Annotated in this window: 21 protein-coding genes and 1 other annotated feature; of the genes, 1 reads left to right on the forward strand and 20 read right to left on the reverse strand. The window is 40.3% G+C overall.

What is annotated here, in order from left to right:
* The 18 genes from AJGP001_RS14770 to AJGP001_RS14855 all read right to left on the reverse strand — a co-directional run bounded on the left by AJGP001_RS14770 (position 1) and on the right by AJGP001_RS14855 (position 19,909).
* The gene (locus AJGP001_RS14770; RefSeq protein WP_078080706.1) at positions 1-945 is read right to left on the reverse strand and encodes an ABC transporter permease subunit; all 945 of its coding nucleotides are present in this window, start codon (positions 943-945) and stop codon (positions 1-3) included.
* Positions 929-2,428, reverse strand: a complete 1,500-nt coding sequence (locus AJGP001_RS14775; protein ID WP_071153106.1) for a sugar ABC transporter ATP-binding protein — start codon at positions 2,426-2,428, stop codon at positions 929-931. The genes AJGP001_RS14770 and AJGP001_RS14775 overlap by 17 nt, the downstream gene beginning before the upstream one ends.
* A gap of 17 nt (positions 2,429-2,445) precedes the next feature.
* The gene (gene rbsD, locus AJGP001_RS14780) at positions 2,446-2,832 is read right to left on the reverse strand and encodes a D-ribose pyranase (protein ID WP_058384300.1); all 387 of its coding nucleotides are present in this window, start codon (positions 2,830-2,832) and stop codon (positions 2,446-2,448) included.
* On the reverse strand, positions 2,829-3,710 hold the full coding sequence (gene rbsK / locus AJGP001_RS14785; protein WP_071153105.1) for a ribokinase: 882 nt from the start codon (positions 3,708-3,710) through the stop codon (positions 2,829-2,831). Before rbsK ends, rbsD begins: the two co-directional genes overlap by 4 nt.
* A complete protein-coding gene (locus tag AJGP001_RS14790; RefSeq protein ID WP_071153104.1) occupies positions 3,707-4,690 on the reverse strand; it encodes a LacI family DNA-binding transcriptional regulator in 984 nt (327 codons plus the stop codon). The genes rbsK and AJGP001_RS14790 overlap by 4 nt, the downstream gene beginning before the upstream one ends.
* Positions 4,691-5,187: 497 nt before the next feature.
* Positions 5,188-6,432 (reverse strand): dicarboxylate/amino acid:cation symporter, encoded by a 1,245-nt coding sequence (locus tag AJGP001_RS14795; protein WP_078080707.1) that lies wholly within the window; start codon positions 6,430-6,432, stop codon positions 5,188-5,190.
* A gap of 166 nt (positions 6,433-6,598) precedes the next feature.
* Entirely contained in the window at positions 6,599-6,964 is a 366-nt protein-coding gene (locus AJGP001_RS14800; protein ID WP_071154152.1) for a rhodanese-like domain-containing protein, read from the reverse strand.
* Between the two features lie 60 nt (positions 6,965-7,024).
* Entirely contained in the window at positions 7,025-8,428 is a 1,404-nt protein-coding gene (locus AJGP001_RS14805) for an MBL fold metallo-hydrolase (protein WP_071154151.1), read from the reverse strand.
* A 226-nt stretch (positions 8,429-8,654) separates the two neighbouring features.
* Positions 8,655-9,740 carry a CaiB/BaiF CoA transferase family protein gene (locus tag AJGP001_RS14810; RefSeq protein WP_071154150.1) on the reverse strand — a complete coding sequence of 362 codons (1,086 nt, stop codon included), beginning with the start codon at positions 9,738-9,740 and terminating at the stop codon, positions 8,655-8,657.
* 30 nt (positions 9,741-9,770) lie between these two features.
* Positions 9,771-10,919, reverse strand: coding sequence for an acyl-CoA dehydrogenase family protein (locus AJGP001_RS14815; protein ID WP_078080850.1), 1,149 nt, complete (start codon positions 10,917-10,919; stop codon positions 9,771-9,773).
* Between the two features lie 36 nt (positions 10,920-10,955).
* Entirely contained in the window at positions 10,956-11,729 is a 774-nt protein-coding gene (locus AJGP001_RS14820; RefSeq protein ID WP_078080708.1) for an enoyl-CoA hydratase/isomerase family protein, read from the reverse strand.
* Positions 11,730-11,784: 55 nt separating this feature from the next.
* Complete coding sequence (locus AJGP001_RS14825) at positions 11,785-12,552, reverse strand: 3-hydroxyacyl-CoA dehydrogenase (RefSeq protein ID WP_078080709.1); 768 nt, start codon at positions 12,550-12,552, stop codon at positions 11,785-11,787.
* Entirely contained in the window at positions 12,539-13,165 is a 627-nt protein-coding gene (locus AJGP001_RS14830) for a TetR/AcrR family transcriptional regulator (protein ID WP_071154149.1), read from the reverse strand. The genes AJGP001_RS14825 and AJGP001_RS14830 overlap by 14 nt, the downstream gene beginning before the upstream one ends.
* 177 nt (positions 13,166-13,342) lie before the next feature.
* A complete protein-coding gene (locus AJGP001_RS14835) occupies positions 13,343-14,521 on the reverse strand; it encodes a lipid-transfer protein (protein WP_078080710.1) in 1,179 nt (392 codons plus the stop codon).
* A gap of 124 nt (positions 14,522-14,645) precedes the next feature.
* Positions 14,646-16,166, reverse strand: a complete 1,521-nt coding sequence (locus AJGP001_RS14840) for a class I adenylate-forming enzyme family protein (protein ID WP_078080711.1) — start codon at positions 16,164-16,166, stop codon at positions 14,646-14,648.
* Between the two features lie 171 nt (positions 16,167-16,337).
* Positions 16,338-17,564, reverse strand: a complete 1,227-nt coding sequence (locus AJGP001_RS14845) for an acyl-CoA dehydrogenase family protein (protein WP_078080712.1) — start codon at positions 17,562-17,564, stop codon at positions 16,338-16,340.
* A 356-nt stretch (positions 17,565-17,920) separates the two neighbouring features.
* On the reverse strand, positions 17,921-18,640 hold the full coding sequence (locus AJGP001_RS14850; protein ID WP_071154148.1) for a YebC/PmpR family DNA-binding transcriptional regulator: 720 nt from the start codon (positions 18,638-18,640) through the stop codon (positions 17,921-17,923).
* A gap of 162 nt (positions 18,641-18,802) precedes the next feature.
* Positions 18,803-19,909 carry a nitric oxide synthase oxygenase gene (locus AJGP001_RS14855; protein ID WP_071154147.1) on the reverse strand — a complete coding sequence of 369 codons (1,107 nt, stop codon included), beginning with the start codon at positions 19,907-19,909 and terminating at the stop codon, positions 18,803-18,805.
* A gap of 138 nt (positions 19,910-20,047) precedes the next feature.
* Between AJGP001_RS14855 and AJGP001_RS14860 the strand changes: the two genes are divergently transcribed.
* Positions 20,048-20,836, forward strand: coding sequence for an HAD family hydrolase (locus AJGP001_RS14860; RefSeq protein WP_071154146.1), 789 nt, complete (start codon positions 20,048-20,050; stop codon positions 20,834-20,836).
* 138 nt (positions 20,837-20,974) lie between these two features.
* On the opposite strand, the gene serA is transcribed toward AJGP001_RS14860, so the two are convergent.
* Positions 20,975-22,561, reverse strand: a complete 1,587-nt coding sequence (serA, locus tag AJGP001_RS14865; protein WP_078080713.1) for a phosphoglycerate dehydrogenase — start codon at positions 22,559-22,561, stop codon at positions 20,975-20,977.
* On the reverse strand, positions 22,562-23,722 hold the full coding sequence (locus tag AJGP001_RS14870; RefSeq protein ID WP_071154145.1) for a pyridoxal-phosphate-dependent aminotransferase family protein: 1,161 nt from the start codon (positions 23,720-23,722) through the stop codon (positions 22,562-22,564).
* A gap of 92 nt (positions 23,723-23,814) precedes the next feature.
* Positions 23,815-24,039, reverse strand: a binding site (T-box leader).
* Positions 24,040-24,258 lie beyond the last annotated feature (219 nt).

The following is a 24,258-nucleotide window of genomic DNA, read 5'->3' on the forward strand; positions in this document are numbered from 1 at the left end:
TTATGCTGTTTTTTTACGGTCCAGAAGAACCGCCAATAATATGACTGCACCTTTCACCACTTGTTGGAAGAAGGAAGTAACCCCGATAAGATTTAAGCCATTATTCAGTACCCCAATGATCAAGGCCCCAATTAATGTACCCACAATCCATCCACGACCGCCTGTCAGACTTGTTCCACCAAGTACTACAGCTGCGATGGCATCAAGTTCAAACATCTCGCCAGCAGTCGGCTGAGCCGAATTCAACCGTGACGTTAAAATGAGCGAAGCGAGTGCTGCGAGTAACCCAAGCAGTGAGTAAACGTAAATTTTTATCCGATCTGCATTGATCCCTGATAAAATGGATGCTTCTTCGTTGCCACCTACTGCATAAACACGACGACCAAACGTTGTCTTTTTCAAGATGAAATACAAGATCCCGAAACTAACAATCATGGTTACTACTGGAATGGGAATTCCAAGGAAATATCCTTTACCTAGCATTTGGAAAGTTAAGCTATCGCCTAAGCCTGAAATTGGACGACCATCCGTGTATACCAATGTCAGTCCACGATAAATAGTCATTGTTGCTAGCGTAGCGATAAATGGTGCAACTTTTCCTTTCGCGATAATAATTCCGTTAATTGCTCCAAGAACAGCACCAAGCAAAAGTCCTAGTAACATGGCGAAAATCGGATCGATTCCACTGGCCATCATTCCTGCTGTTACGGCACCCGTTAATGCAAGAGTCGAACCAACAGATAAATCGATGCCTCCTGTCAAAATAACAAAAGTCATGCCGAAAGCAATCAGCGCGTTAATGGATACTTGTCGGAGCACATTCATTAAATTGGATACAGATAAAAAGTCTGGATTTAAAATCGTGATAATTACCATAATAAGAATTAACCCAATAAATGGTGCTACTTTTTGAATTATGGATTGATTATTAGTCTTCAACTGCAAGTTTTCCACCTCCTGTAGCAAAATGCATGATTCGTTCCTGTGTCATTTCATGTTTGGATAAATCCGCTGTTATTTTGCCTTCATGCATGACTAAGACGCGATCAGCCATGCCGATGACTTCTGGCAACTCTGAAGAAATCATTAAAATCGCGACACCTCGTTCAGCTAGCTCATTGATAATCGAATAGATTTCTTTTTTCGCACCAATATCAACGCCGCGTGTTGGCTCATCTAAAATCAGCAGTTGCGGTTCAATGCCTAGCCATTTTGCAATTACTACTTTTTGCTGATTTCCACCACTTAACGATTTTGCGGATTGGTTAGGTCCTGAGGTTCGGATTCTAAGACGTTTGACCATAGAATCATAAAGTTTACGTTCTTTGTCTTTGGAAATTAATCCGTTTTTGGAGATGGCTCCAAAATTAGTCATGCTCACGTTTTCTTCCACAGAAAAATCGACAACGAGTCCTTCTGATTTCCGATCTTCCGTTACATAACCAATACCCATTTCCTTTGCTTTTTTAGGTGTATCAAGCTTCACTTTTTTGCCGTCAAATTCAATGTCACCACGCTCAAATTTCTTATAACCGAACAGCGCCTGTGCCACTTCTGTACGACCTGCTCCCATAAGTCCAGCAATCGACAATACTTCACCTTTTCGCAGTTCAAAGGAAATATCTTCAAAGCATCCTTTTCGACATAAACCTTTTACAGCTAGCTTAATTTCTCCAAGTTCTGATCTCCGCTCTGGAAAACGTTCTCCAAGTTCACGACCAACCATCATTTGGACAACTTCATCAAATGTAGTTTCACTAATTTTCCGCTCTCCGACAAACTCACCATCGCGCAAAATCGTAATTCGGTCACATAGTGAAAATATTTCTTCCATACGATGAGAAATATAAATAAAAGATACCCCACGTTTTTGAAGTTCACGAATCGTCTTAAACAAACTCTCGATTTCACGATCAGTTAATGCTGCAGTAGGTTCATCCATAATAATGACTTCTGCATCCACCGATAACGCTTTCGCAATTTCTACAATCTGCTGCTTTCCAACTGATAGTGTACTTGCCGGATCAGCTGGATTAATATTCAATCCAAGGTCTAGCAAGATTTGATGTGTCTTCTTTTCCATCTGTTTGTTTTTTAATATTCCTGTCCGGCCGATTGTTTCTTCACGCCCAAGAAATAAATTATCTGAAATCGACAGATGAGGCAGAATGTTCAGCTCTTGATGAATTACCGCAATGCCTGCATTCTCTGCCTGCTTTGGTGAAGTGAAATTGACTTGCTGCCCTTTTACTTCAACCGTCCCTGAATCTCGCGCGTAAATTCCAGACATCACTTTCATCAAGGTTGACTTGCCTGCGCCGTTTTCACCCATCAACGCATGAATTTCACCTTTTTCTAAAGAAAAATGAACATTCTTCAATACTTTATTGCCATTAAACGATTTGGAGATATCCGTCATAGTAATCATCGTAGTCACCTGCCTTTTTAAAAAATAACGCCAGAGCGAAGGACAATATTGGCATACGGTGTCGCTTCTCCTGTGCGGATAATCAATTTTGCCTGGTTACTGAGAACTTTCAATTCTTCATGCGTAATATAATCAGCTTTTAACTTCTTCATAATTTCTTGCTCTACTTGGGGATTAGCGTTAGTTATTTCCCGCGCAATAAATGCAGCTTCTGCCTCAAAGTCTGCAAGAACAGCGTCCAATATCGTTAAAAATGCCGGTTCCCCTACTTTATAAGACAAATCGATGCATAAAACTCCTTTTGGAATGGGTAAACCACAATCACCAATCACCAGCAAATCAGTGTGCCCAAAAAGAGCCAATGCACCCGCTATGTCACGATTGATCATGCCGTGCTTTTTCATGAACGCTCACCTGTCATCCGCGCTTCGACAGCTGCTCGATTCGGCATACCGCCTTGTGCACCAAATTTTTCTACCGATAAAGATGCCGCAGCATTAGCAAAACGGACCGCTTCTTCAAACCCCTGGCCTTCTACTAATGCCGCACCTAGTGCACCATTGAATGTATCACCCGCTCCAGTGGTATCAACTGCTTTAGTAGAGAAACCTTTAACTAGGACATGCTTTTGTCCGTCATAAAACTGTGCGCCTTTTTGTCCAAGTGTGACGACAAGACGGTTTGGATATTCTTCCAGCGCCTTTTCCCAATTGTCACCAAAAATTTCTTCTGCTTCTGTTTCGTTTGGCGTTAGGTAGGTGCAATATGGTAGGAAATCAGCTGTAAATCCACTTGCAGGAGCTGGATTTAAAATACTCGGTACGCCATGTTGATGACAAATTTTTAATGTCTGCTGAATAACAGGAATCGGCGTTTCTAATTGCATAATAACCAAATCACTAGCCGCTAGTTGTTCAGTAAAAGCGACTATCTCTTCAGCTGTTACACTGTGATTGGCCCCTGGTACAACGATAATCCGATTGTCTCCTTCGGATAGGAGAATATTGGCGATACCACTGGCACCATCGATTCGTTTGATTGATTCAACCTGAATCCCTTCGCTCTCAAGTCCAGCTACTAGTTCGGTCCCAAATGCATCTTGTCCGACTGCGCCTATCATCTGGACCTTATTGCCTAATCTTGCAGCTGCTACAGCTTGGTTTGCTCCTTTGCCACCTGGTACTGTCGTGTACAAAGTTCCTAGAGTTGTTTCACCTTGCTTTGGAAAGCGGTCTGTTTGAATGACCAAATCCATATTAATACTGCCAACTACAGTAATCATTCCACCACGCTCCTTGTTGTTCCTCGAATGACTAACTTCACCGGAACTTCATAAAAATTTTGTTCGATCTTCTTATTTTCAATGCGTTTAATCAAAACACGCGTTGCAACTGCACCCATTTTATAAACGTCTTGTGCGACCGTAGTCAATCCTGGTGATAACATCGCTCCCATTGCAACTCCATCAAAACCGACAATTTGCAATTCGTCGGGTACATGCTTTCCAGCAGTTCCTGCTGCTTTTAAAGCACCAGCTGCTGAAACGTCGCTACTGGCAAAAATTCCATCAATTAGCGGATTTTCTTGGAGTATGCATTCAACAATTTTTTGTGAATCTGCAAAATGAAAAGGACATGTGACAACTTGATACCGCACATTCGAACGTTGAATGGCTTCCATAAATCCTTCATAACGATCGTTCGCCGGATTTAACTTCTCTGGACCTCTAAGAAATAGGATGTGTTTGCATCCCCTTTCTAACAGTGCATTCGTTCCCATGATTGCGCCTTCTTTGTTATTTGAAGAGACCGTTGGTATTTTCTCATTAATTGTTCGATCTAATGCCACAATTGGTACATTGGCATTCGCATAATGCGGAGCATCTAGTTGGTTAGAAGTTACGATAAATCCAGCAATGTATTTTTTCTTTAATGTCTCAATGTAGTTTTTTTCTTTTTCGGGATCTTCGTCTGAATTGCATAACACGACTGTATAGCCATAGGTTAACGCAACGTCTTCCACTGCTCGTGCAAGTTCCGGAAAAAAAGGGTTGGTGATATCTGGCAAAATCAAACCAATCAGATTTGATTTTTTCGTGTTCAATGAGCGTGCAATCGGGTTCAGTTCGTATTTCAGCTCTTCTACTGCAACAGTTACCGCTTGAGCAGCTTCTGTACTGACATAACCGCTGTTGTTTAAAAACCGTGAAACTGTCGCTACTGAAACTCCTGCTTTTTTTGCAACATCTTTGATAGTAGTCATGCAAAACGACTCCGTTCTTGTACCAATGTGTAACCGGTTACACACACTATATAATGGAGCGGTTTTCTTGTCAATGTGAACATTTTCCATCTATCCAATTAAGAGCAATTGAATGCTACATACTTTTGCCTACTCATAAAAAGAGGCTGTCTCAAAAGCTTATAAACAATGACTTGTGAGTCTAGCTCTTTTGTATGCGACAGATATCGGAGGATATGTACGGATGCTTTCCGTAGCCAAGGCCAACACAATTCTTGAAGATGAATGAGTGACACAAAATTGACGTAGAACGTGTCTTCCGTCCGATCAAGGACAATCGAACTTTCCGGATATTTTACCTAAGAACCTTGAAAAGTGCACACCGAGTTCAGTAGTGTAACATTGGCCCCTATTTTACATTCTCCATGAAAATCCAAAAAACAGACAGAGAAAAGGAACTCCTTTTTTCTGTCTGTTTTATTTTAGAGGCTTATGAGACAGCCTCTGTCCTTGTTATATTAAGCATTCATGTTTTTTGTTCGTAACTCTCTATTTTTTTCAGTTTCTGCTACATAAACTGCACAGGCAGCGTCTCCTGAAATGTTAATTGCGGTACGCGTCATATCCAATAGACGGTCAATTCCGATTACTAAACCAATACCAGCAGGTGGAAGTCCAACACTGCTCAACACCATGGCAAGCATAATCAAGCCGACACCTGGAACCCCTGCCGTACCAATACTCGCTAATACAGCAGTTAATACGACCGTGACAAGATCCATCGTGGACAGTTCAACTCCGTATGCTTGTGCGATGAACATTGTTGCAACCCCTTGCATTATAGCTGTTCCATCCATATTGATGGTAGCACCTAGAGGTTGAACAAACGAACTAACAGACTTGGGCACACCTAATTTATCTTGAGCCACTTCCATTGAAATCGGTAAAGTTGCCGTACTACTCGATGTACTAAAGCCTACACTCATTGCTGGGGCGAAGTTTTTGAAAAACCAAATCGGGTTTTTCTTTGCTAAAAACTTAATCGTTCCTCCGTAAGTGAAGATTGCATGCACGAAAAGTGCCGCTAAAATCACTAACATATAAGATCCCATCGCTTTCATCGCAGAAAATCCTTGAGATCCAACCGCCGTAGCGATCAAACCAAATGTACCGTAAGGAGCAAATTTCATCACGACGCCAACCAAGTACATCATGACATCGTTGCCTTGTTCAAACAAATGGACAAGTCCTTTGGTCTTTTCGCCAAGAGCCGTCAATGCCAGTCCGATAAACACAGCAAAAACAATAATCTGTAGCATATTGCCTTCTCCTAAAGCCGCAATCGGATTGGTCGGAATCATGTCCAATAAAGTCTCACCAACTGAAGGCGCTTTTGTTACTTCAAATTCAGCAGAAGACAAATCAAAGTCTCCTGCAAGCCCAGGCTGAATAATAGCCGCTAATGATAGTCCTATAATAATCGCAATGGTAGTTGTCACCAAGAAATAAGAAACTGTTTTAATCCCAATACGCCCTAATTTGGCAGGGTCTCCAAGACCAGCCGTTCCGAGTATAATAGAAAACAAGACAAGTGGTACAACAAGCATATTAATCAAACTTAAAAATATTTGGCCGAGTGGCACAAATAAATATGTATTTATTGCTTCAAATGATCCCGGTGTGAATAGGTTTATCAATAAACCAACGATCGCCCCAAGGATAAGTCCAGTCAGCACTTTTACAGTCAATCCAGGTTTTTTCATCCATTTCCCTCTTTCATATCTAGACGTAAAAACTATTTTATAGGAAAGTACACAGTCCGCACAACTTTTAAGTAATTCACCGAATATACAGTTTCTTAAAACAAAATTATTATTTTGAAATACAAAAAAACTATGTAAATTAAGGTACATTTACATAGTTTCCGAATTAACAACATGCCGTTTGCATCTTGTCTTTTCCTATTAAACTATAACTCGTTACGTGGAATCCTCTTTGATGAAGCAGACGAGTCGCCAAGTTTTTCTCTAGTTGGTTTTCTGCAATCAAATGGATAGGTTTTTTCGATATTTCTCGATAACCTCTTGTGAAATAGGATATAGGAAGATTAAAGGCTCCAGAAACCGATTCTTTATCGGATACGTTATAGGCGCGGACATCCAACAAAGCACAAGAGTCAGCGTCAATTTGATCCAGCTGCTCTTGTTTTATTCCGTGGACCGGCATGTGTCTTTTATAGACACTGTAGGCTACCATGGAAACTGGCAACCCAATCAGCAGTGCACTTGTTATCATTTCATCGCTCCTTTTTCACAAGTTAATCTTATGATTTTTAATTTCTCTCAAACTTCATAGCTAAACCGATAGTTCTTCTTTCCACTTTGAATAGCCACCTGAAAGGTTAACCAAATCATCAAAACCATTCGCTTTAAGAAGACTTGTAGCAATCGCTGAACGCGCTCCAGACTGACATTGTACAATAATGGTTTTACTTGCCGGAACTTCATCCAATCGTTTTTTTAATGTACCGATCATAATGTGATTGGCTCCTTCAATATGACCTTCATCGTACTCAGATTGATTTCGAACATCCAGCACATTGGCTTTGCCGTCTTTGATCATTTCTTTCGCTTGTTCAGGAGACACGCTCTTATATGATTCTAGTTCTCCCGCTTCTTCAATTAGCTTCGAAACATCTCCGTAGCTAATTTCTCCATCAATACCGACAGAGCGCAATACTTCAACTACTTGATCTAAAGACTCTGGATCCAGCAGCAAGTATAACGGTTTTTTGTAATCTACAATCCATCCAGCCCAGTTAGCAAATGATTGATTAAATGGAATGTTAATCGTTCCAGGAATATAGCCATTGCCGAATAGAGCAGAAGCACGTAAATCAACAACTTGCTGGCCATCCGCAATTAGTTTCTTCAACTCATCTGCAGACCCAATCACTTGTGGTTTTGGCAAATCTTTCATTAACTCTACACCTGTTTTATTCACTGATTTCATCACAGCGAAGTAAGCAGGTGGTTCAGGTTGACCATCCAATAATTCTGTTTGGAATGCTTCAAGTTCGTCGTATTGCAATGCCCAGTTAAACATTTTCTCATAACCTACAGTAGTAGAAGGTACGGCGCCAAGCGCTTTACCACATGCACTTCCTGCACCATGAGCTGGCCACACTTGAAGATAATCTGGTAGTTTTTTAAAGCGCTCAAGTGATTCGAACATATCTTTAGCGCCTGCTTTAGAAGTTCCTTCGACACCTGCAGCTTTTTCAAGTAAATCTGGTCGACCAACATCTCCTACAAACACAAAGTCTCCAGTGAAAATACCCATTGCTTTATCTGCCGAACCACCGCGGTCCGTTAGTAAAAATGAAATACTTTCTGGTGTATGGCCCGGGGTGTGCATCACTTCAAAAATCAAATTCCCGATTTTAAACTGATCGCCACCTTTTACTAATTGGTGATGTAAATGATTGATATTTTGATATTTCCAATCTGCATCACCTTCGTCAGACAGATATAATTTTGCACCAAAACGATTTTCAAGTTCACGTGAACCTGAAACAAAGTCCGCATGAATATGTGTTTCAAGAGCACCGACAATATTCAAGTTTTCTTTTGCAGCAAGCTCTTCGTAAGCACTTATATCGCGCATTGGATCTACTACTACTGCTTCTCCTGTTGCCTGGCAGCCTACTACATATGAAGCGTGCGCTAAATTATCATCGTAGAAATATCTTAATAACATATCATCAATTCCCTTCAATCATTTTATAAACTCAATATACCACCAGGGGTATATAAAGTAAAATATTCTGCTTATGGAGAAGATTTGACAATCCCCTGAAGCTTTAAAATGGTCTCTAGCATGAACTCTTTAAACTTAAACACCTTTACATATAAGAAAATCATTAGTAGGAACAAATAGAGACCCTATTTGTTCCTACTAATGATCTGATTGGAGGAATAATCTTTCAAAAGAATTCACAATTATTTGCGCCTGCCCTTAATCCAATATGTTTATATTCTGGAGTGAAAACCGATGATTTGATTGGACAAGCAATTTGTTTTTGAAATCCGTTTTGTAAATCTGGTACATCTACGAACATCTCTCGCTCCATCGAATGCGGGTGATGCATTACTTCTTCTAATGTCAGTACGGGTTCTACACATGCTTCAATTTCACCGAAAATCTCGTTCCACTCTTTAAATGTCTTGTTTAAAAATGATTCTTTTACAGCTTGTTTAAAGTCAGCGATGTCGTTTGGTTTTTGGCTCATAGACAGTTCAATTAAATCTGTTCGACCTAGCCCTTCACATAATAGAATACGGAATTTCGGTTCTAGGCTACCGACTGAAACGTATCGATTGTCTTTAGTTTTGAAATACCCATAAAATGTACCGCCGTTTAATAGCATTTTTTCGGGTGCCGGTTTTTCTCCATCCACCAAATAAGGAGCAGCCGCTATAGCGTTTAATGACATACTACAATCTGTCATGCTAATATCAAGTGATTGCCCTTCACCGGTTCTTTCGCGGTAGATAAAAGCAGATAAAATACCAATCGCCGCATGCAAAGAGCCTCCTGCAATATCTGCAATTTGCGTTCCGACATTTGCCGGTCCGTCCCGTTCCGTACCTGAATAACTTGCTAGTCCAGCGATCGACACATAGTTAATATCATGACCAGGACGATCACGGTATGGACCTGTTTGACCAAACCCTGTTAACGAACAGTAAATGACTCTAGGATTTATTTTTTTTAATTGTTCATAACCTAGACCTAGCCTGTCCATTACACCAGGTCGAAATTGTTCTAATACAATATCGTACTCTTTTACAAGTTCTTTGAGTTTTTCGATTGAAGTTTCGTCTTTTAAGTTTAACGCAATTGATTTTTTAGAACGATTGAGGTAGTTTTCCATTGATGTTAATTTTTCTTCTGTTGGTCGTTGCACATGCAAAACTTCAGCGCCTAAATCTGCTAACATCAATGTCGCAAATGGACCTGGCAATAACGTTGAAAAATCGAGTATTTTTAAATTGTTTAAAAGTCCCATATACCTCTTCCTTTGCTAATAAATTGACGTTTATTTTATTCCTAAGTTTTTAGCAATAATTACTTTCATGATTTCGTTTGTACCGGCATAAATAGATGTCACTGCCACATCACGATAACGTCTTGCAATCTCGTATTCTTCTGTATAACCATATCCGCCATGCAATTGCATACATTCAATGGCAACTTTTTGCGCTAAATCCGTGGTCCACCATTTTGCCATCGATACTTCTGTCACGATATCTGTTCCAGCCATATGATTTTCAATCAATTTATCGACGAAAGCACGACCAATTTGCAGCTCTGAACTGAGTCCAGCCAACTTAAATTGCGTATTTTGAAATTGACTAACTCTTTTTCCAAAAGCTTTTCTTTGCTTCACGTAATCCATCGTAATGTCTAACATTCTTTCGATCGACGCTATACTCGAAATAGAAATAATCAATCTTTCTTGCTGGAGTTTTTGCATTAAGTACAAGAAGCCTTTTCCTTCTTCGCCTAATAGATGACTGCTAGGTACACGGACGTCATTAAAAATTAACTCACTTGTATCATTTGCATGTTGTCCTACTTTTTCTAGCTGTTTGCCTTTCGTAAATCCAGCTGTACCAGCTTCTACCACAATTAAACTAATTCCTGTATGGCCTGGCTCTGCAGTTGGATCTGTTTTGCAAACAACGATTGCGATATCTGCACTAAAGCCATTCGTAATAAACGTCTTTTCCCCATTGATGATATAATCATCGCCATCTTTTATCGCTGTCGTTTTAATAGCCGCCAAATCAGAACCTGTATTTGGCTCAGTCATCGCGATACACGAAATCATTTCTCCAGTTAATGATTTCGGCAGCCAACGTTGCTTTTGCTCTTCAGACCCATAAGATTCAATATACGGAATAACGATGTCATTATGGAGTCCAGGTCCCGTTAACCCGGTACCTACTTTTTCAAATTCCTCTATAAAAACGGTCGCATAACCAAAGTCAGCATTTGCACCCCCATATTTTTCATCTACTTGAGGGCAAAGAAAACCTTGTTTCCCCATCTTCTCCCAAAAAGATCGTGGCACCATTTTATCTTTTTCCCATTGATCAAAATGAGGAACCGCTTCTTTTTGCAAAAACTTCTTTAATGCATCCCGATACATTTCATGGTCTTCGGTCAGAAAAGATCTCTTCATCATAAAAATTCCTCCCACACTTCTCCACTTATTTTATTAGCGATGCTTGAATACAGGTTTGCGTTTTTCAATAAATGCAGTTATGCCTTCTTTGGCATCTTCTGTCTCAAATAATTCTTCGAATAATTTCTCTTCTAGCGCCAAACTTTCACTCCATGATTGCTCATCCATCACATTTACAAGCCTCTTGAGTCGAGACAAAGCTTGTAGAGACTGTCTTGCAAATTTTTCAGCGAGTTTCGCTCCTGCTGCTAATCCTTCTCCTTGTGGAACAACCGAATTCACAAGTCCTAAACGCTCTGCTTCTGTTGCTGACAGCGAATCACCCGTGAATAATAGTTCTTTTGCTTTAGCAGGACCCACCAATCGAGGTAATCGTTGTGTGCCTCCTGCACCCGGAAGCAAGCTAAGTTTCACTTCAGGCAAACCAATTTGAGCATGTTCTTCTGCTATCCGGATGTCACACGTTAATGCCAGTTCAAGTCCACCGCCAAGTGTATAGCCGTTTAATACAGCAATTGTTGGTTTTGGGAGGTCCTCAATCATGTTAAAAATCTCATGAACTGTAGGTCCTTCCTCGGGCTTGGTAGATGTTCTTTCCGGAAATTCTTTAATGTCTGCTCCTGCAACAAAGGCTTTATCTCCCCGTCCCGTCAAAATAATCGCAACCACTTCTTCATCTTCTTTTAAAGAAGAAAACACTTTATTTAATTCGCGAATAACCTGCTGATTCAACACGTTCATAGGTGGATTGTCGATAAATACTGTTGCAATTCCAGCATTTTTTTCTACAGATAATAACTGCGTCATGTTATTTATTCCTCCTTCGTAGTTAACAAAATCTAGCTCATCCAAAAAAGCTATTTTAACGAGGTTGCATGCGAATCGCACCGTCTAATCGAATCGTTTCACCGTTCAACATGGGATTAATAATAATAGAATTAACCAAGCAGCCAAATTCTGAAGCTTTCCCTAAACGAGATGGGAACGGCGTCATTTTCCCTAATGCATCTACTGCCTTTTCTGGTAGCCCCTGGAAAGCGGGTGTATCAAAAAGGCCTGGAGCGATTGTCACAACACGCACGCCCACTGAAGACAAATCACGAGCAATAGGCAATGTCATTCCAACAATCCCACCTTTTGAAGCACTGTATGCCGCTTGACCAATTTGACCATCATAAGCAGCTACTGAAGCTGTGTTAACGATGACGCCTCGCTCTTCGTTTTCATTTGGTGTGTTTTCCGACATTCTTTCAGCTGTAAGGCGAATCATATTAAACGTACCGATTAAGTTCACTTCTAAAACCTTAGAAAATGATTTCAGACTATGTGGACCTTTTTTCCCCATTGTTTTTTCCGCAACGCCAATACCTGCACAATTTACTAACGTGTTTACGTAACCAAACCTTTCTACCGCTTGATCTAACGCTGCCGTTACACTTGCTTCATCTGTCACATCAGTTTTGCAAAATATAGCTGCTTCACCTAATTCTCCAGCAAGTTCTGTTCCCAACCCTTCTTGCAAATCGAAAATAGCTACTTTCGCACCGCTGTTAACTAAATTCCGGACCGTTCCTGCTCCCAATCCAGATGCCCCGCCCGTTACTACAGCTACCAGTTTACTTAAATCCATTTTCTATTCCTCCATTTTCTATTTCAGAATATAAGACAAGTCTCATTAAATAACTAGCGCTTGTCTCGGCAAAATCATCAAGGTTTTTTTCTCCATCTTCTGAATACCATTCAATCATCCAGTTCATGGCCCCAAGTATAAGATTTCGAACGATTTTTATGTCTACTGGTAGAAAAACTCGCTGTTTGACACCTCCAGCAATAATTCGATCAAATAGTTGCTCGTAATCATTTCGAAGCGCAAGAATATGCTCTAATTGTTCTCCATCGAAAAAAGATTCCTTTTTCGTTACTAATTCAAATTCGCCTCTTTCGCGTAATACATACACGATATGCACAACCATCGCTTGGTGTAATTTTTCTTTATATGGCATGTTTTGTTGTTCTACTTTTTCGATATTGGCAATGCTTTCGTTTAGCAATAAGATGAAACATTGATACAACAAGTCTTGTTTATTATCGAAATAATAATAAACAGAGCCTTTTGTCATTAACAAGGTAGCAGCAATTTCTTCCATGGTCGTTCCTAGATATCCTTTTTCTGTGACGATCGCAGTGGCCGCTTTAATAATGTCTTCTTTTTTCTTCGCAATTTTTTGTGCATGTAATGACATGAGAATCCCTCTTTCTTATAGAATAGATCCATCCTGCACTATCCCTAGAAATACGCTTATAATGTAAAATCAATATCCGTTCTATTTTTGAATACACGTTCAAAAATAGAATAAAAAAATAAGGAAATAATAGCATTCATATTTTCGAGCTTTTCCTATTACTTCCTATTCCAAATGTTAACCTAATTGATACATGGTCGTTACACATGCTCCGCCAAGCCCTAAATTATGTTGAAGTGCAATTTTTGCTCCTTCAACTTGACGTTTGCCTGCTTGTCCACGCAATTGCCATACGAGTTCTGTACATTGGGCCAATCCGGTTGCTCCAAGTGGATGTCCTTTTGACATTAATCCACCTGATGGATTGATGACGTATTTTCCTCCGTGTGTATTGTTCCCATCACTGATAAATTTTTCTGCCTCTCCTTCACCACAAAGTCCAAGCCCTTCATAAGTGATCACTTCATTTGGTGTGAAACAATCATGTAATTCGATAACATCAATATCTTGTGGTCCAAATCCGGATTTTTCATAGACAATCTTTGCTGCACGCTGCGTCATTTCAGCACCCACGAGTGTCATTGGATTTTCATAAGTAACGACCGTATCCGTCGTCATCGCTTGACCAATGATTGTAACCGCATGCTCTACACCGTGTTTTTTTGCAAAATTTTCACTACATACGATAGCAGCAGCTGCGCCACAAGTTGGTGGGCAGGCCATGAGACGAGTTAATGTTGGATACAACAGTGGTGCATTCATAACTTCTTCAATCGATAGTTTATTGTTGAAAAGAGAATATGGATTCAAAACAGCATGATTTCGCGTTTTGACAGCTACTTTCGCAAAGATATTTGAGTTTGCTCCATATTTTTCTAAATATGCACTACCAGCTGCGCCAAACATTTTAATCGCTTCCGGAGAATTCGGGATATTCGGATCAATTTCTTCCAAACGATCTATCATCCAGCCGAGTGGTGGTGTGCGATCTTCCCAAACACTTCCCAAGGCCCCTGGTTTCATCTCTTCAAAACCAAATGCCAGAGCACATTCGACTTCACCAGATTCAACAGCTTGACGAGCCATGAACAATGCGGAAGAACCTGATGAACAGTTGTTATTCACATTAATAATTGGGATACCCGTCATTCCAATATCATATAATGCTCGTTGGCCGCAAGTGCTGTCTCCATAAACATATCCAGCAAAAGCTTGTTCCACTTCTCGGTATTCAATTCCTGCATCTGTAAGTGCACCTTTTACTGCTTTAGCAGCCATCACCTCGTAGGGTTCATTTGTTCCTGGTTTCGAAAACTTAACCATATCTACACCAAGTACGCGGGCATTTTTTTTCATTTTATCCCTCCTTGTTTATCCGTCAGTATTGATGACAGGTAAGTTATTCTGATGCAGAAGAAGCCTGAGATGTTCGATTCAAGCTTGACCTCACTGTCCTTCTATACATGCTATTCTGCATTTATTACTTTTTTACCGATTCTCTTAGTTTGTATTTCATTAGCTTGCCAGAAGTATTACGAGGCAACGCTTCTACAAAGACAACTTTACGCGGGATTTTATATCCCGATAAATGTTGTCGACAAAAAGCTTCAAGTTCATCCAGTTCAATGGTCTCGTTTGGCTTGCTTGCAATAACAGCTGTTACGATTTCACCCCACTGCTCATCAGGTGATCCGATTACTGCGACGTCTGCAATTTTCGGATGAGTTCCTAAAACGTTTTCCACTTCTACAGAATAGACATTCTCTCCACCTGTAATAATCATGTCTTTTATGCGGTCTACAATATAGATGTAGCCATCCTTATCTCGGTAACCTAAATCACCTGTGTATAACCACCCATCTCTAAGTGTTGCCGCAGTTTCTTGAGGTTTTTTATAATATTCTTTCATTACCGTATCACCTTTAAGAACAAATTCTCCCACCATGTTGGGTTCTGTTTCTTGTCCTTCCGGCGTAACTAACTTAGCTTCTGTGAACAATAGCCCGTCTTTACCAGAAGCACCCACTTTTTCTTTATGATCTTCCGGCGATAGGTATATGCCTGATGGTCCACCTTCTGTTAATCCACACAAGCTGTAAAAATTGTTCGAGTTAAAGAATTTCATCGTCTGATTGACCATTTCTCTAGACATCGGAGCTGCGCCATATAGGAACCGTTGAATAGAAGAAACATCGTATTTTTCTCCACCTGGGAATTCGATTAAGAATTTGAACATCGTTGGAATGGCAAAAAGACTAGTAATCTTATATTTTTCGATATCTCGTAACATGGCTTCTGGATTAAATTCTTTATGAATTACATTGAATCCACCTAACAAAAAACTACTCGTCATACAAATAACCAATTGAGCCGCATGGAATAAAGGTGCTACATGAATAAATCTTTCGCGCGTGTTATAACCGAGCAATCCAATACACCCAACAGTTACATTCAAAACGCGCTCGTGATCAAAAACCGCTCCTTTTGGGTTACCTGTTGTTCCTGATGTATATAAAATATGAAGATCATCCGTGTTGTTGATTTCGACAGCCGGTTCAGCACTATTTTTTGATAATACATCTTGCAAAGAGAGACTGCCTTTGTTTTCTGCTGTTTCTACTATAATCACTTGGCGAACTGCAGGAATCGTACTGCTAGCATCGTGAATCATTTTTTCATATTCTTGATCACAAATAACAAAAACACTATCTGATTGATCCAGAATATAATTCGCTTCTCGTGCAACTAGTCTGAAGTTCATCGGCACAATCACCGCACCAGTTTTAGCAACTGCATAATAAGAAATTGCAAAGTAATCTGAGTTTTTCATCATCAATGCGATTTTTTCTCCTTTTTTTATACCCAAAGAGATTAAACCGTTAGCAAGCTGATTAACCATTCTATTGAATTCATGATACGTATATGACCTGTCTTCAAAAACAAGTGCTGGTTTATCTGGATGTCTTAATGCGTTTTGTGCTAAAATGCTGACAATATTCATGTGTTCCCCTCCAATGATAGTTTCTGATTTAACGATATGAATTTCTCAAAAGTGAAGTACTTAATAACTCCTCTTACTTTTTGACTCTGTGAAATGTGACAGTAAAGAATTCGAGGCTATTCGACTTGAATTTGATGGATGGTTAATACCCGTCCTCCTATCACACCTCCTTTATTTCACAGTTGTTATTTCTTCTAATTGTTCGCGTAGTTCAAGGCGGCCAACATCCCGCAAATGCACTTGGTCCGGACCATCAACTAAACGCAGAGCACGAGCATTGGCGTAATGTGCTGCTAACGGAAAATCTTCTGTGAGTCCAGCTCCGCCGAAAACCTGTATCGCACGATCAATCACATTAATGGAGACGCGCGGCACCGCAATTTTGATCATGGCGATTTCTTTACGTGCCGATTTCACCCCAGCTTCATCGATTTTGTGAGCTGCATGCAAAGTCAAAAGGCGTGCTTGTTCAATTTCAATTCGGCTTTCTGCAATAATTTCTCGGATGACGTCTTTATCAGCCAGCGTAGATCCAAACGCTTCTCTGCTATCCGCTCGTTTGCATAACAGTTCAAGTGCACGTTCTGCAGCACCAATCGCACGCATGCAATGATGAATGCGTCCGGGTCCTAAGCGTCCTTGAGCAATTTCAAAGCCTCGTCCTTCTCCTAATAAGATGTTTGAAGCCGGTACGCGTACATTGTTGTAATGAACTTCTGCATGCCCTTGCGGCGCGTCATCGTAGCCAAAAACAGTTAATGGGCGAATAATTTCTACCCCTGGCGTATCAAAAGGAACCAAGACCATGGACTGTTGCTGGTGTTTCGCAGCATTTGGATCTGTTTTCCCCATAACAATTGCAATTTTACAGCGCGGATCCATCGCGCCAGTAGTCCACCACTTTTTCGCATTGATGACGTATTCATCGCCATCCCGCACAATACTGCTCTGGATATTCGTTGCATCAGAAGAAGCAACAGCAGGCTCGGTCATCGAGAAGCACGAACGAATTTCTCCGCGCAGTAAAGGCTCAAGCCACTGCTTTTTCTGCTCATCTGTTCCGTATTTCACAAACACTTCCATGTTGCCAGTATCTGGTGCATTACAGTTAAACAACTCAGGTGCAATTAACGAACGTCCCATAATCTCGGATAAATGAGCGTAGTCATAATTCGATAATCCAGCTCCGTATTCGGGATGGTCCAAAAACAAATTCCATAACCCTTGTTCTTTTGCTTTTTCTTTCAGTTCTTCAATAATCGGTGCAATGGTCCAGCGATCCTCTGCTTGTTGTCGATATTTCTCAACTGTAGCTTCGTTTGGATACACATAATTTTCCATAAACCTTAATAATTTTGTTCTCAACTCATCTGCCTTCGGTGATAACTCTTTCAGCATTTATGTTTCCCCCAAATTTTTTATCATGTTTTTAATTTTTAAAAGTCAGAATTTCTTACTAAGCAACCTTTTGAAAGCCCTTACATTTATCTCTAAATAAAAAGACGAAATATTTATACTATTTCTTCAATTTTAGTATAGTCGTTCTATTTTTGAATTACAAGTCAAATTTCAAATTATCAGATTATAATCCATAAAAAGAAACACTTTGATTTTACTCAAAGTGTTTCCTTAGAACGTTAAACAAGATAATACCTCACTTTTACTTATAAAAAGAAGATAAGAAGACTCGGTTCCAGCCCAGCGGAATCGTACGGTAAGCTTCGGAAAATATCGTTAACTATACTTTCTCAGAATTATCCATCTAAATCTACGTTGTGATAAACTTGCTGCACATCTTCCAGGTCTTCAATTGCATCAATCATTTTCTCGAATTGTTCCTGTGCATCTTCAGGCAATGGCAATTCGTTTTGAGCAAGCATTGTCAATTCAGCTACAGTGAATTCTGTAATGCCGGCAGTTTTAAACGCTTCTTGCACTAAATGATATTGATCAGGTTCTGCATAGACAATAACTCCATCTTCTTCTTCCATAATGTCACGCACGTCAACGTCCGCTTCCATCATCAACTCAAGAACTTCGTCAGCTGTTTTGCCTTCAATACCAAATACCGCTGTGTGATCGAACATATAAGCAACTGAACCACTGACGCCCATATTGCCTCCGTTTTTGCCAAAAGCTGCACGGACGTCTGAAGCCGTACGGTTAACGTTATTCGTTAACGTATCTACAATGACCATTGAGCCATTTGGTCCAAATCCTTCATAGCGTAATTCGTCAAAGCTTTCTTCCGATCCACCTTTAGCTTTGTCCACTGCTCGGTCGATAATTGCTCTCGGAATACTATACGTTTTTGCTCGTTCCAACACTACTTTTAAGGCTTGGTTTGATTCTGGGTCTGGTTCGCCTTGTTTGGCTGCTACATATATTTCACGTCCGAATTTCGCGTAAATTCGGCTTGTGTTGGCATCTTTAGATGCTTTCTTTTCTTTAATATTATTCCATTTACGTCCCATTAAATTTCCTTCTCTCTATAATGTCTTACACTAGATAATAGTCACTAACTACTATTATAATACAAATCACTTAAATGTAACGTATTTTGCGGTTAAAAAAAGCAGTTTTTATCCATTTAAAGGATATCACTGCCCGTTCTAACATATGGTTGTAAAATTTCTTTAGTTTATTTGATAAGGAGTTTGTTGATGAAAATAATTTGGTTTAACAACATTATTTTTGTAAGGCTTATGAAAAATGTGAGTTGTTGCTGGAGACATGGGCGGAATCAGCCAAGCCCAGTTGCCGGTTACATCTCGTCCTTCTGCTTGTTCTTTTTTCTCGAAATTTTTAAATTGCTTTGCTGCTGTATGATGATCGACAATGGTCACTCCAGCTTTTTGAAACGATTCCAATACCGCGATATTCAATTCAACTAAAGCCTTGTCTTTCCATAGAGAACGGTTTGACTGTGTATTTAAGTTCATCAATTTTGCTAGTTCTGGCAAGGCATTATACCGATCTTCATCCGCTAAGTTTCTCGCACCAATTTCTGTTCCCATATACCAGCCGTTAAAAGGCGCTACTTGGTATTCAATGCCTCCAACTTCAAGCAACATATCCGAAATAAGCGGTACTCCATACCATTTTAAACCGAGCTGTGAAAATGCTAAGATTTCTGGATGATCGATTTCAACTTCTTTAATCGATTGTCGTGGAATTTCTTTTAATGCAGGCTCACGGTTTGGCATTTCTATCACTAATGGCAAAATATCAAAAGCTGTTTTTTCTCCTTGCCAGCCAAGCTTTTGACATTGTTTAGTGAATTCTATCGAACTTGAATCTCCAATAATACCGTTTTCAGTTTCATATCCTGCATACCGAACGAGCTGATGGTTCCATAACCTCATCGGTTGCTCATTTTTTGTAGCCGGTCGAAAAATGGTAATGGCTGGACGAATTTTTCCATCGTTTGTTGCAAAATCAATATGGCGAATTAGTGCATCGAAAACACCTTCTGCAGATGTTTGATGTCGTTCATCAAAAATTGTTAGTGAATTCCAAAATAACCTACCAATACAGCGATTGTTATTACGCCACGCCATCCGTGCACCGTGTTCTAATTCTTCATAACTGTGTGTATAAGTCCCCGTATTGGTGATTTCCATTTTGACTTCAAGCAATCTATCTGCTTTTTGGTGTTCGCTCTTGCCCAGTTCATCAAAACAAATACTTATATAGTCAATGGCTTCTTCCCATAAAGACATAGTCAAATTGCTGATTGTCATTGTTTTCACTCCCTGCACATATAATAGCATCCACGCTTTGTAATGTTCAGTGACAGAATTCTGAACTCCCTATGTTTTTGTTCATTTTTCCAGTACACTTGAACAAACTAAAGAACTTGTCAGGAGGAGCTTACACTGATGGTCAAAGCGATTTTTTTCGATTTAGACGATACCTTGTTGTGGGATAAGAAAAGTGTTGAAAAAGCGTTCCAGGAAACGTGTAGTTTTGCCGAAGAACTAACTGGTCAAGACTGTTCGGGTTTGGAAACAGCGGTAAGAATGGTAGCAACTGAGCTTTACGCGAGATATGATACATACGCTTTCACCAAAATGATTGGCATCAATCCTTTTGAAGGTCTATGGGGAAACTTTGACGATCAAGGCACAGATTTTCAACAGATGAAAACCATCGTGCCAACTTATCGCCAAGATGCTTGGACGCTTGGTTTACAGCATATTGGTATTGAAAACTGTGCTAAGATCGGTAGTCAACTAGCCGACTTTTTTCCGAAAGCACGTAAAAGAAATCCTGTACTGTATGAAGAAAGCTTAAAAGTATTGGCAGACTTGAAAGAACATTACCAATTGCTCTTATTGACTAACGGCTCGCCTAGCTTACAGCAGCTTAAACTTGAAATTACACCTGAAATCGCACCATTTTTTGACCACATTATTGTCTCTGGTGCGTATGGAAAAGGCAAACCCGATCCGAGTATTTTCCAGTATGCCTTATCGAAATCTAATGTTCTGGCCGACGAAGTGCTGATGGTTGGTGATAACTTAATGACGGACATCATCGGTGCTGAAAAAGCAGGGATTCGCTCTGTTTGGATCAACCGCGAGCAGAAAGCGCCCCATGAAACAATCATTCCAACTTACGAAATTCAACATTTAGAAGAATTGCTTCAGTTATTAGAACAACTGTAATCAAAAAGCGAGAAATACGTGACTATTCATAACAAAGCGTTTGTTACACTAGCAATTAGCCGATCTTTCCAAGAATAGCAAAAGGGCTGTCACCATAAGTCATTTTTTATGACATTTGGTGACAGCCCTTTCTATTTATTATAAGTTGATAGCAGTAACGCCTTGGATTTCATCTAATTTTGCTAATTTCACTAAACTACTTGTGTCTGCTGGTTTATCAATAGACAACATCATAATCGCATCTCCACCAATAATTGAACGCCCTACTTGCATCGTAGCAATATTGACATCCTCAACGCCTAATAGCGTACCCACGCGACCAATGACACCTGGACGGTCATTATGGCGAACGTACAAGAGATGACCTTCTGGCACGACATCCACTAAATAATCATCCACTTTAACGATGCGAGCTCCTTGTCCGTTTAATAAAGTTCCAGCCACTTTTCTAACGCTATTCGCAGTCTTTACTTCTACTGTGATTAACGTCGTAAAGCCTTTTGATTCTGTAGTCTTTTGTTCAGTAACGACAATACCTTTTTGATTGGCAAGGTACAAGGCATTCACATTATTAACTTGTTTACCAAGATGACGCTTCAACATGCCTTTTAACATGTTACGCGTTAACGGCCTAACATCCATATTAGCTAATTCTCCAGCATAGCGTATGGTGACTTCTTCAGCAGTGGCACCTGTCAGATCCGTCAAAAAAGCACCCAATCGCTCTGACAAATCAAAATAAGGTTCAATTTTTTTCATGATTTCTTTCGGTACGGATGGCAAATTCACTGAATTCCGGACAGTTCCTGTTGTAAAGTAACTGACGACGTCCATACTGACATCCACTGCTACGCTTTCTTGCGCTTCAAACGTACTCGCACCCAAATGGGGGGTTGCAATAATTTCAGGTAAATCCAATAAACGAAAATCAACCATCGGCTCTTGCTCAAATACATCAAGCGCGGCTCCAGCCACTTTGCCAGACTTCACAGCATCAAACAGTGCATTTTCATCAATAATTCCACCACGTGCACAATTAATAATTTGGACGCCATCTTTCATAATTTCAAATGCTTCTTTGTTAATCAAGTGCTTTGTATCTTTCAAAAGTGGTGTATGAACTGTAACAAAATCCGCTACTTTCAGTACATCCTCAACCGATCCAAAATCCACTCCAAGCTTTTCCGCTTTTTCAGCCGTTAGAAAAGGATCATAGGCAATGATGTTCATCCGTTGTCCTTTAGCGCGTGCTGCTACTTCCTGACCAATTCGACCAAATCCAACTACTCCAAGCGTTTTATTTTTTAGCTCGACACCTACGTAAGATTTACGGTCCCATTGCTGGTTGCGCAAGGCATGGAAGGCTTGAGGAATTTTGCGCGCCATCGACATCATCATGGCCATCGTATGCTCTGCAGCTGAGTTTGTATTGCCGTCCGGTGCATTAACGACGATAATCCCATGTTCTGTCGCAGCTTCTAAATCAATATTGTCTACGCCAACACCTGCACGTCCAATAATCTTCAAGTTAGACGCTTTTTCAATCAATTCACGCGTTACTTGCGTCTGGCTTCGAACAAGTAACGCGTCAAACCCATCAATACGCTCTTCTAGTTGTTCCGGCGTTAAGGTGGTTTCGATCACAATATTTACGCCGTTTGCCTGACGCAAAGGATAAATGCCTTCTTCGCTAAGTGGATCGCTGATTAGTATGTGAAAAGTCATTTAGTTATTCTCTCCTTCTGTCAAAAAGACTCGCTGTGCAGCGGCAATTCCTTTACCAAGTTCGATTTTCTTGCCAATTTTCATTAAACCAATTTCCATTGCAGCTAGTGTTTGCAACATATCTGCCGGAGAACAATAGCCCATGTGACCGATCCGGAAAATCTTTTTCGCTAAATGCTGTTGGCCACCTGCTATTTCAAGAGCAAATTCTTTTTTCATCACGTGGCGGAATTGTTCTGCATCAAAGTCATCCGGCTTTACAGCTGTGACGGTTGGTGATGCATCTTTGTCAGAAGTCAGCAACGGTATGCCGAGTGCCTTGAATGCAGCACGTGTCATATTTTTCATCAGACGGTGCCTCGCATATACTTGTTCGAGTCCTTCCTCTTCTAACAACTCTAATACTTGCTGCAAGCCGAATAAAATCGACAGTGCTGGAGTAAATGGTGTTGTATCTTTTAATAGATTGTCGCGATGTTTTTGAAGATCTAGATAAAATCGTGGTTGCGGATTAGCTTCGATTTTCTTCCAAGCACGATCACTTGCTGCGATAAACGATAGACCTGCAGGTAACATAAAGGCTTTTTGTGAACCCGTCACCACAACATCGATTCCCCATTTATCCATTTCAGTTTCTGTACCGGCTACACAAGAGACGCCGTCGACGATAACAAGTGCGTCAGACACTTCTTTAACTGCAGCAGCTAACTCCTTGACTGGGTTCAAGACACCCGTTGATGTTTCACAGAAAGTCGAGAAAATCACTTTGATTTCAGGATGCTCCAATAAGAAGCTTTTTACTGCTTGTGGGTCAACTGCTAAGCCCCATTCCACTTCGAAAACATGAGTTTGAATGCCATATGCTTTACAAATTTTTGCAAACCGTTCTCCGAATGCTCCTGTTACAAGAACTAAAACTTCTTCGCCGGGAGCTACTGTATTAACAACCGCCGCTTCTAGTCCCGCGGTTCCGCTACCCGTTAAAATCATAACTTCCTGTTTGGTTCCAAAAACACGTTTTAATCTTGGTCTGATGTCGCTGATCATTTCGGATGTACTTTGTCCGCGGTGCCCGATCATTGGTTGAGCCATAGCGCGTTGCACACTTGGCGGAATTGGCGTTGGTCCTGGGATTCGCAAAATTTGTTGGTCTGTTAGCATAATAAACTCTATTCCCCTCTCGATTACCCGATATTTGGGCCAGTAATTGTAGAAAGACGACAAAAAGACTCCTCGCCCCTCACATAAAAAATGTAAGGGGCGAAGAGTCTGATTCGCGGTGCCACCCTAATTCACTGTCACAAAATAGACAGCCTCATTGGTTCACATGCGTAACGGACATGAAACGGATGGACCTACTGGGGTATTCAATCCATCTATTCAGGAGTGCTGCTAAATGTCGAAATCACTGATTCTCACCAACCATCAGCTCTCTTAAGATTTCTCTACACGAAGCGTATCTCCATCAACATAGTTATTCTGTATATTTGAATTGACTCCATCATATACAGGTGAAAATCCATTGTCAATATATAAAAAATAATTAGTTTTCTTTGGAAACGTTTCCATCCTATATAAACCTAAAAGGCACACGACTCGAAGAAAAACTGGATTTATTTTATAATTCACTGAATTGCATTAATTCATTTTTCTAAAGAACAAAACTTGGATAATGTCTTTGCAATAAATCAGATACG

The organism is Planococcus faecalis (assembly GCF_002009235.1).
In the GTDB taxonomy this organism is placed as follows: Bacteria; Bacillota; Bacilli; order Bacillales_A; family Planococcaceae; genus Planococcus; species Planococcus kocurii.

What these genes read in the sequence shown, in the direction of transcription:
- AJGP001_RS14775 (WP_071153106.1), bottom strand. Translation starts at nt 2,428, where the DNA reads ATGATTACTATGACGGATATCTCCAAATCGTTTAATGGCAATAAAGTA.
- rbsD (WP_058384300.1), bottom strand. Translation starts at nt 2,832, where the DNA reads ATGAAAAAGCACGGCATGATCAATCGTGACATAGCGGGTGCATTGGCT.
- rbsK (WP_071153105.1), bottom strand. Translation starts at nt 3,710, where the DNA reads ATGATTACTGTAGTTGGCAGTATTAATATGGATTTGGTCATTCAAACA.
- AJGP001_RS14790 (WP_071153104.1), bottom strand. Translation starts at nt 4,690, where the DNA reads ATGACTACTATCAAAGATGTTGCAAAAAAAGCAGGAGTTTCAGTAGCG.
- AJGP001_RS14795 (WP_078080707.1), bottom strand. Translation starts at nt 6,432, where the DNA reads ATGAAAAAACCTGGATTGACTGTAAAAGTGCTGACTGGACTTATCCTT.
- AJGP001_RS14800 (WP_071154152.1), bottom strand. Translation starts at nt 6,964, where the DNA reads ATGATAACAAGTGCACTGCTGATTGGGTTGCCAGTTTCCATGGTAGCC.
- AJGP001_RS14805 (WP_071154151.1), bottom strand. Translation starts at nt 8,428, where the DNA reads ATGTTATTAAGATATTTCTACGATGATAATTTAGCGCACGCTTCATAT.
- AJGP001_RS14810 (WP_071154150.1), bottom strand. Translation starts at nt 9,740, where the DNA reads ATGGGACTTTTAAACAATTTAAAAATACTCGATTTTTCAACGTTATTG.
- AJGP001_RS14815 (WP_078080850.1), bottom strand. Translation starts at nt 10,919, where the DNA reads ATGAAGAGATCTTTTCTGACCGAAGACCATGAAATGTATCGGGATGCA.
- AJGP001_RS14820 (WP_078080708.1), bottom strand. Translation starts at nt 11,729, where the DNA reads ATGACGCAGTTATTATCTGTAGAAAAAAATGCTGGAATTGCAACAGTA.
- AJGP001_RS14825 (WP_078080709.1), bottom strand. Translation starts at nt 12,552, where the DNA reads ATGGATTTAAGTAAACTGGTAGCTGTAGTAACGGGCGGGGCATCTGGA.
- AJGP001_RS14830 (WP_071154149.1), bottom strand. Translation starts at nt 13,165, where the DNA reads ATGTCATTACATGCACAAAAAATTGCGAAGAAAAAAGAAGACATTATT.
- AJGP001_RS14835 (WP_078080710.1), bottom strand. Translation starts at nt 14,521, where the DNA reads ATGAAAAAAAATGCCCGCGTACTTGGTGTAGATATGGTTAAGTTTTCG.
- AJGP001_RS14840 (WP_078080711.1), bottom strand. Translation starts at nt 16,166, where the DNA reads ATGAATATTGTCAGCATTTTAGCACAAAACGCATTAAGACATCCAGAT.
- AJGP001_RS14845 (WP_078080712.1), bottom strand. Translation starts at nt 17,564, where the DNA reads ATGCTGAAAGAGTTATCACCGAAGGCAGATGAGTTGAGAACAAAATTA.
- AJGP001_RS14850 (WP_071154148.1), bottom strand. Translation starts at nt 18,640, where the DNA reads ATGGGACGTAAATGGAATAATATTAAAGAAAAGAAAGCATCTAAAGAT.
- AJGP001_RS14855 (WP_071154147.1), bottom strand. Translation starts at nt 19,909, where the DNA reads ATGACAATCAGCAATTTGACTATGTCTTTATGGGAAGAAGCCATTGAC.
- AJGP001_RS14860 (WP_071154146.1), top strand. Translation starts at nt 20,048, where the DNA reads ATGGTCAAAGCGATTTTTTTCGATTTAGACGATACCTTGTTGTGGGAT.
- serA (WP_078080713.1), bottom strand. Translation starts at nt 22,561, where the DNA reads ATGACTTTTCACATACTAATCAGCGATCCACTTAGCGAAGAAGGCATT.
- AJGP001_RS14870 (WP_071154145.1), bottom strand. Translation starts at nt 23,722, where the DNA reads ATGCTAACAGACCAACAAATTTTGCGAATCCCAGGACCAACGCCAATT.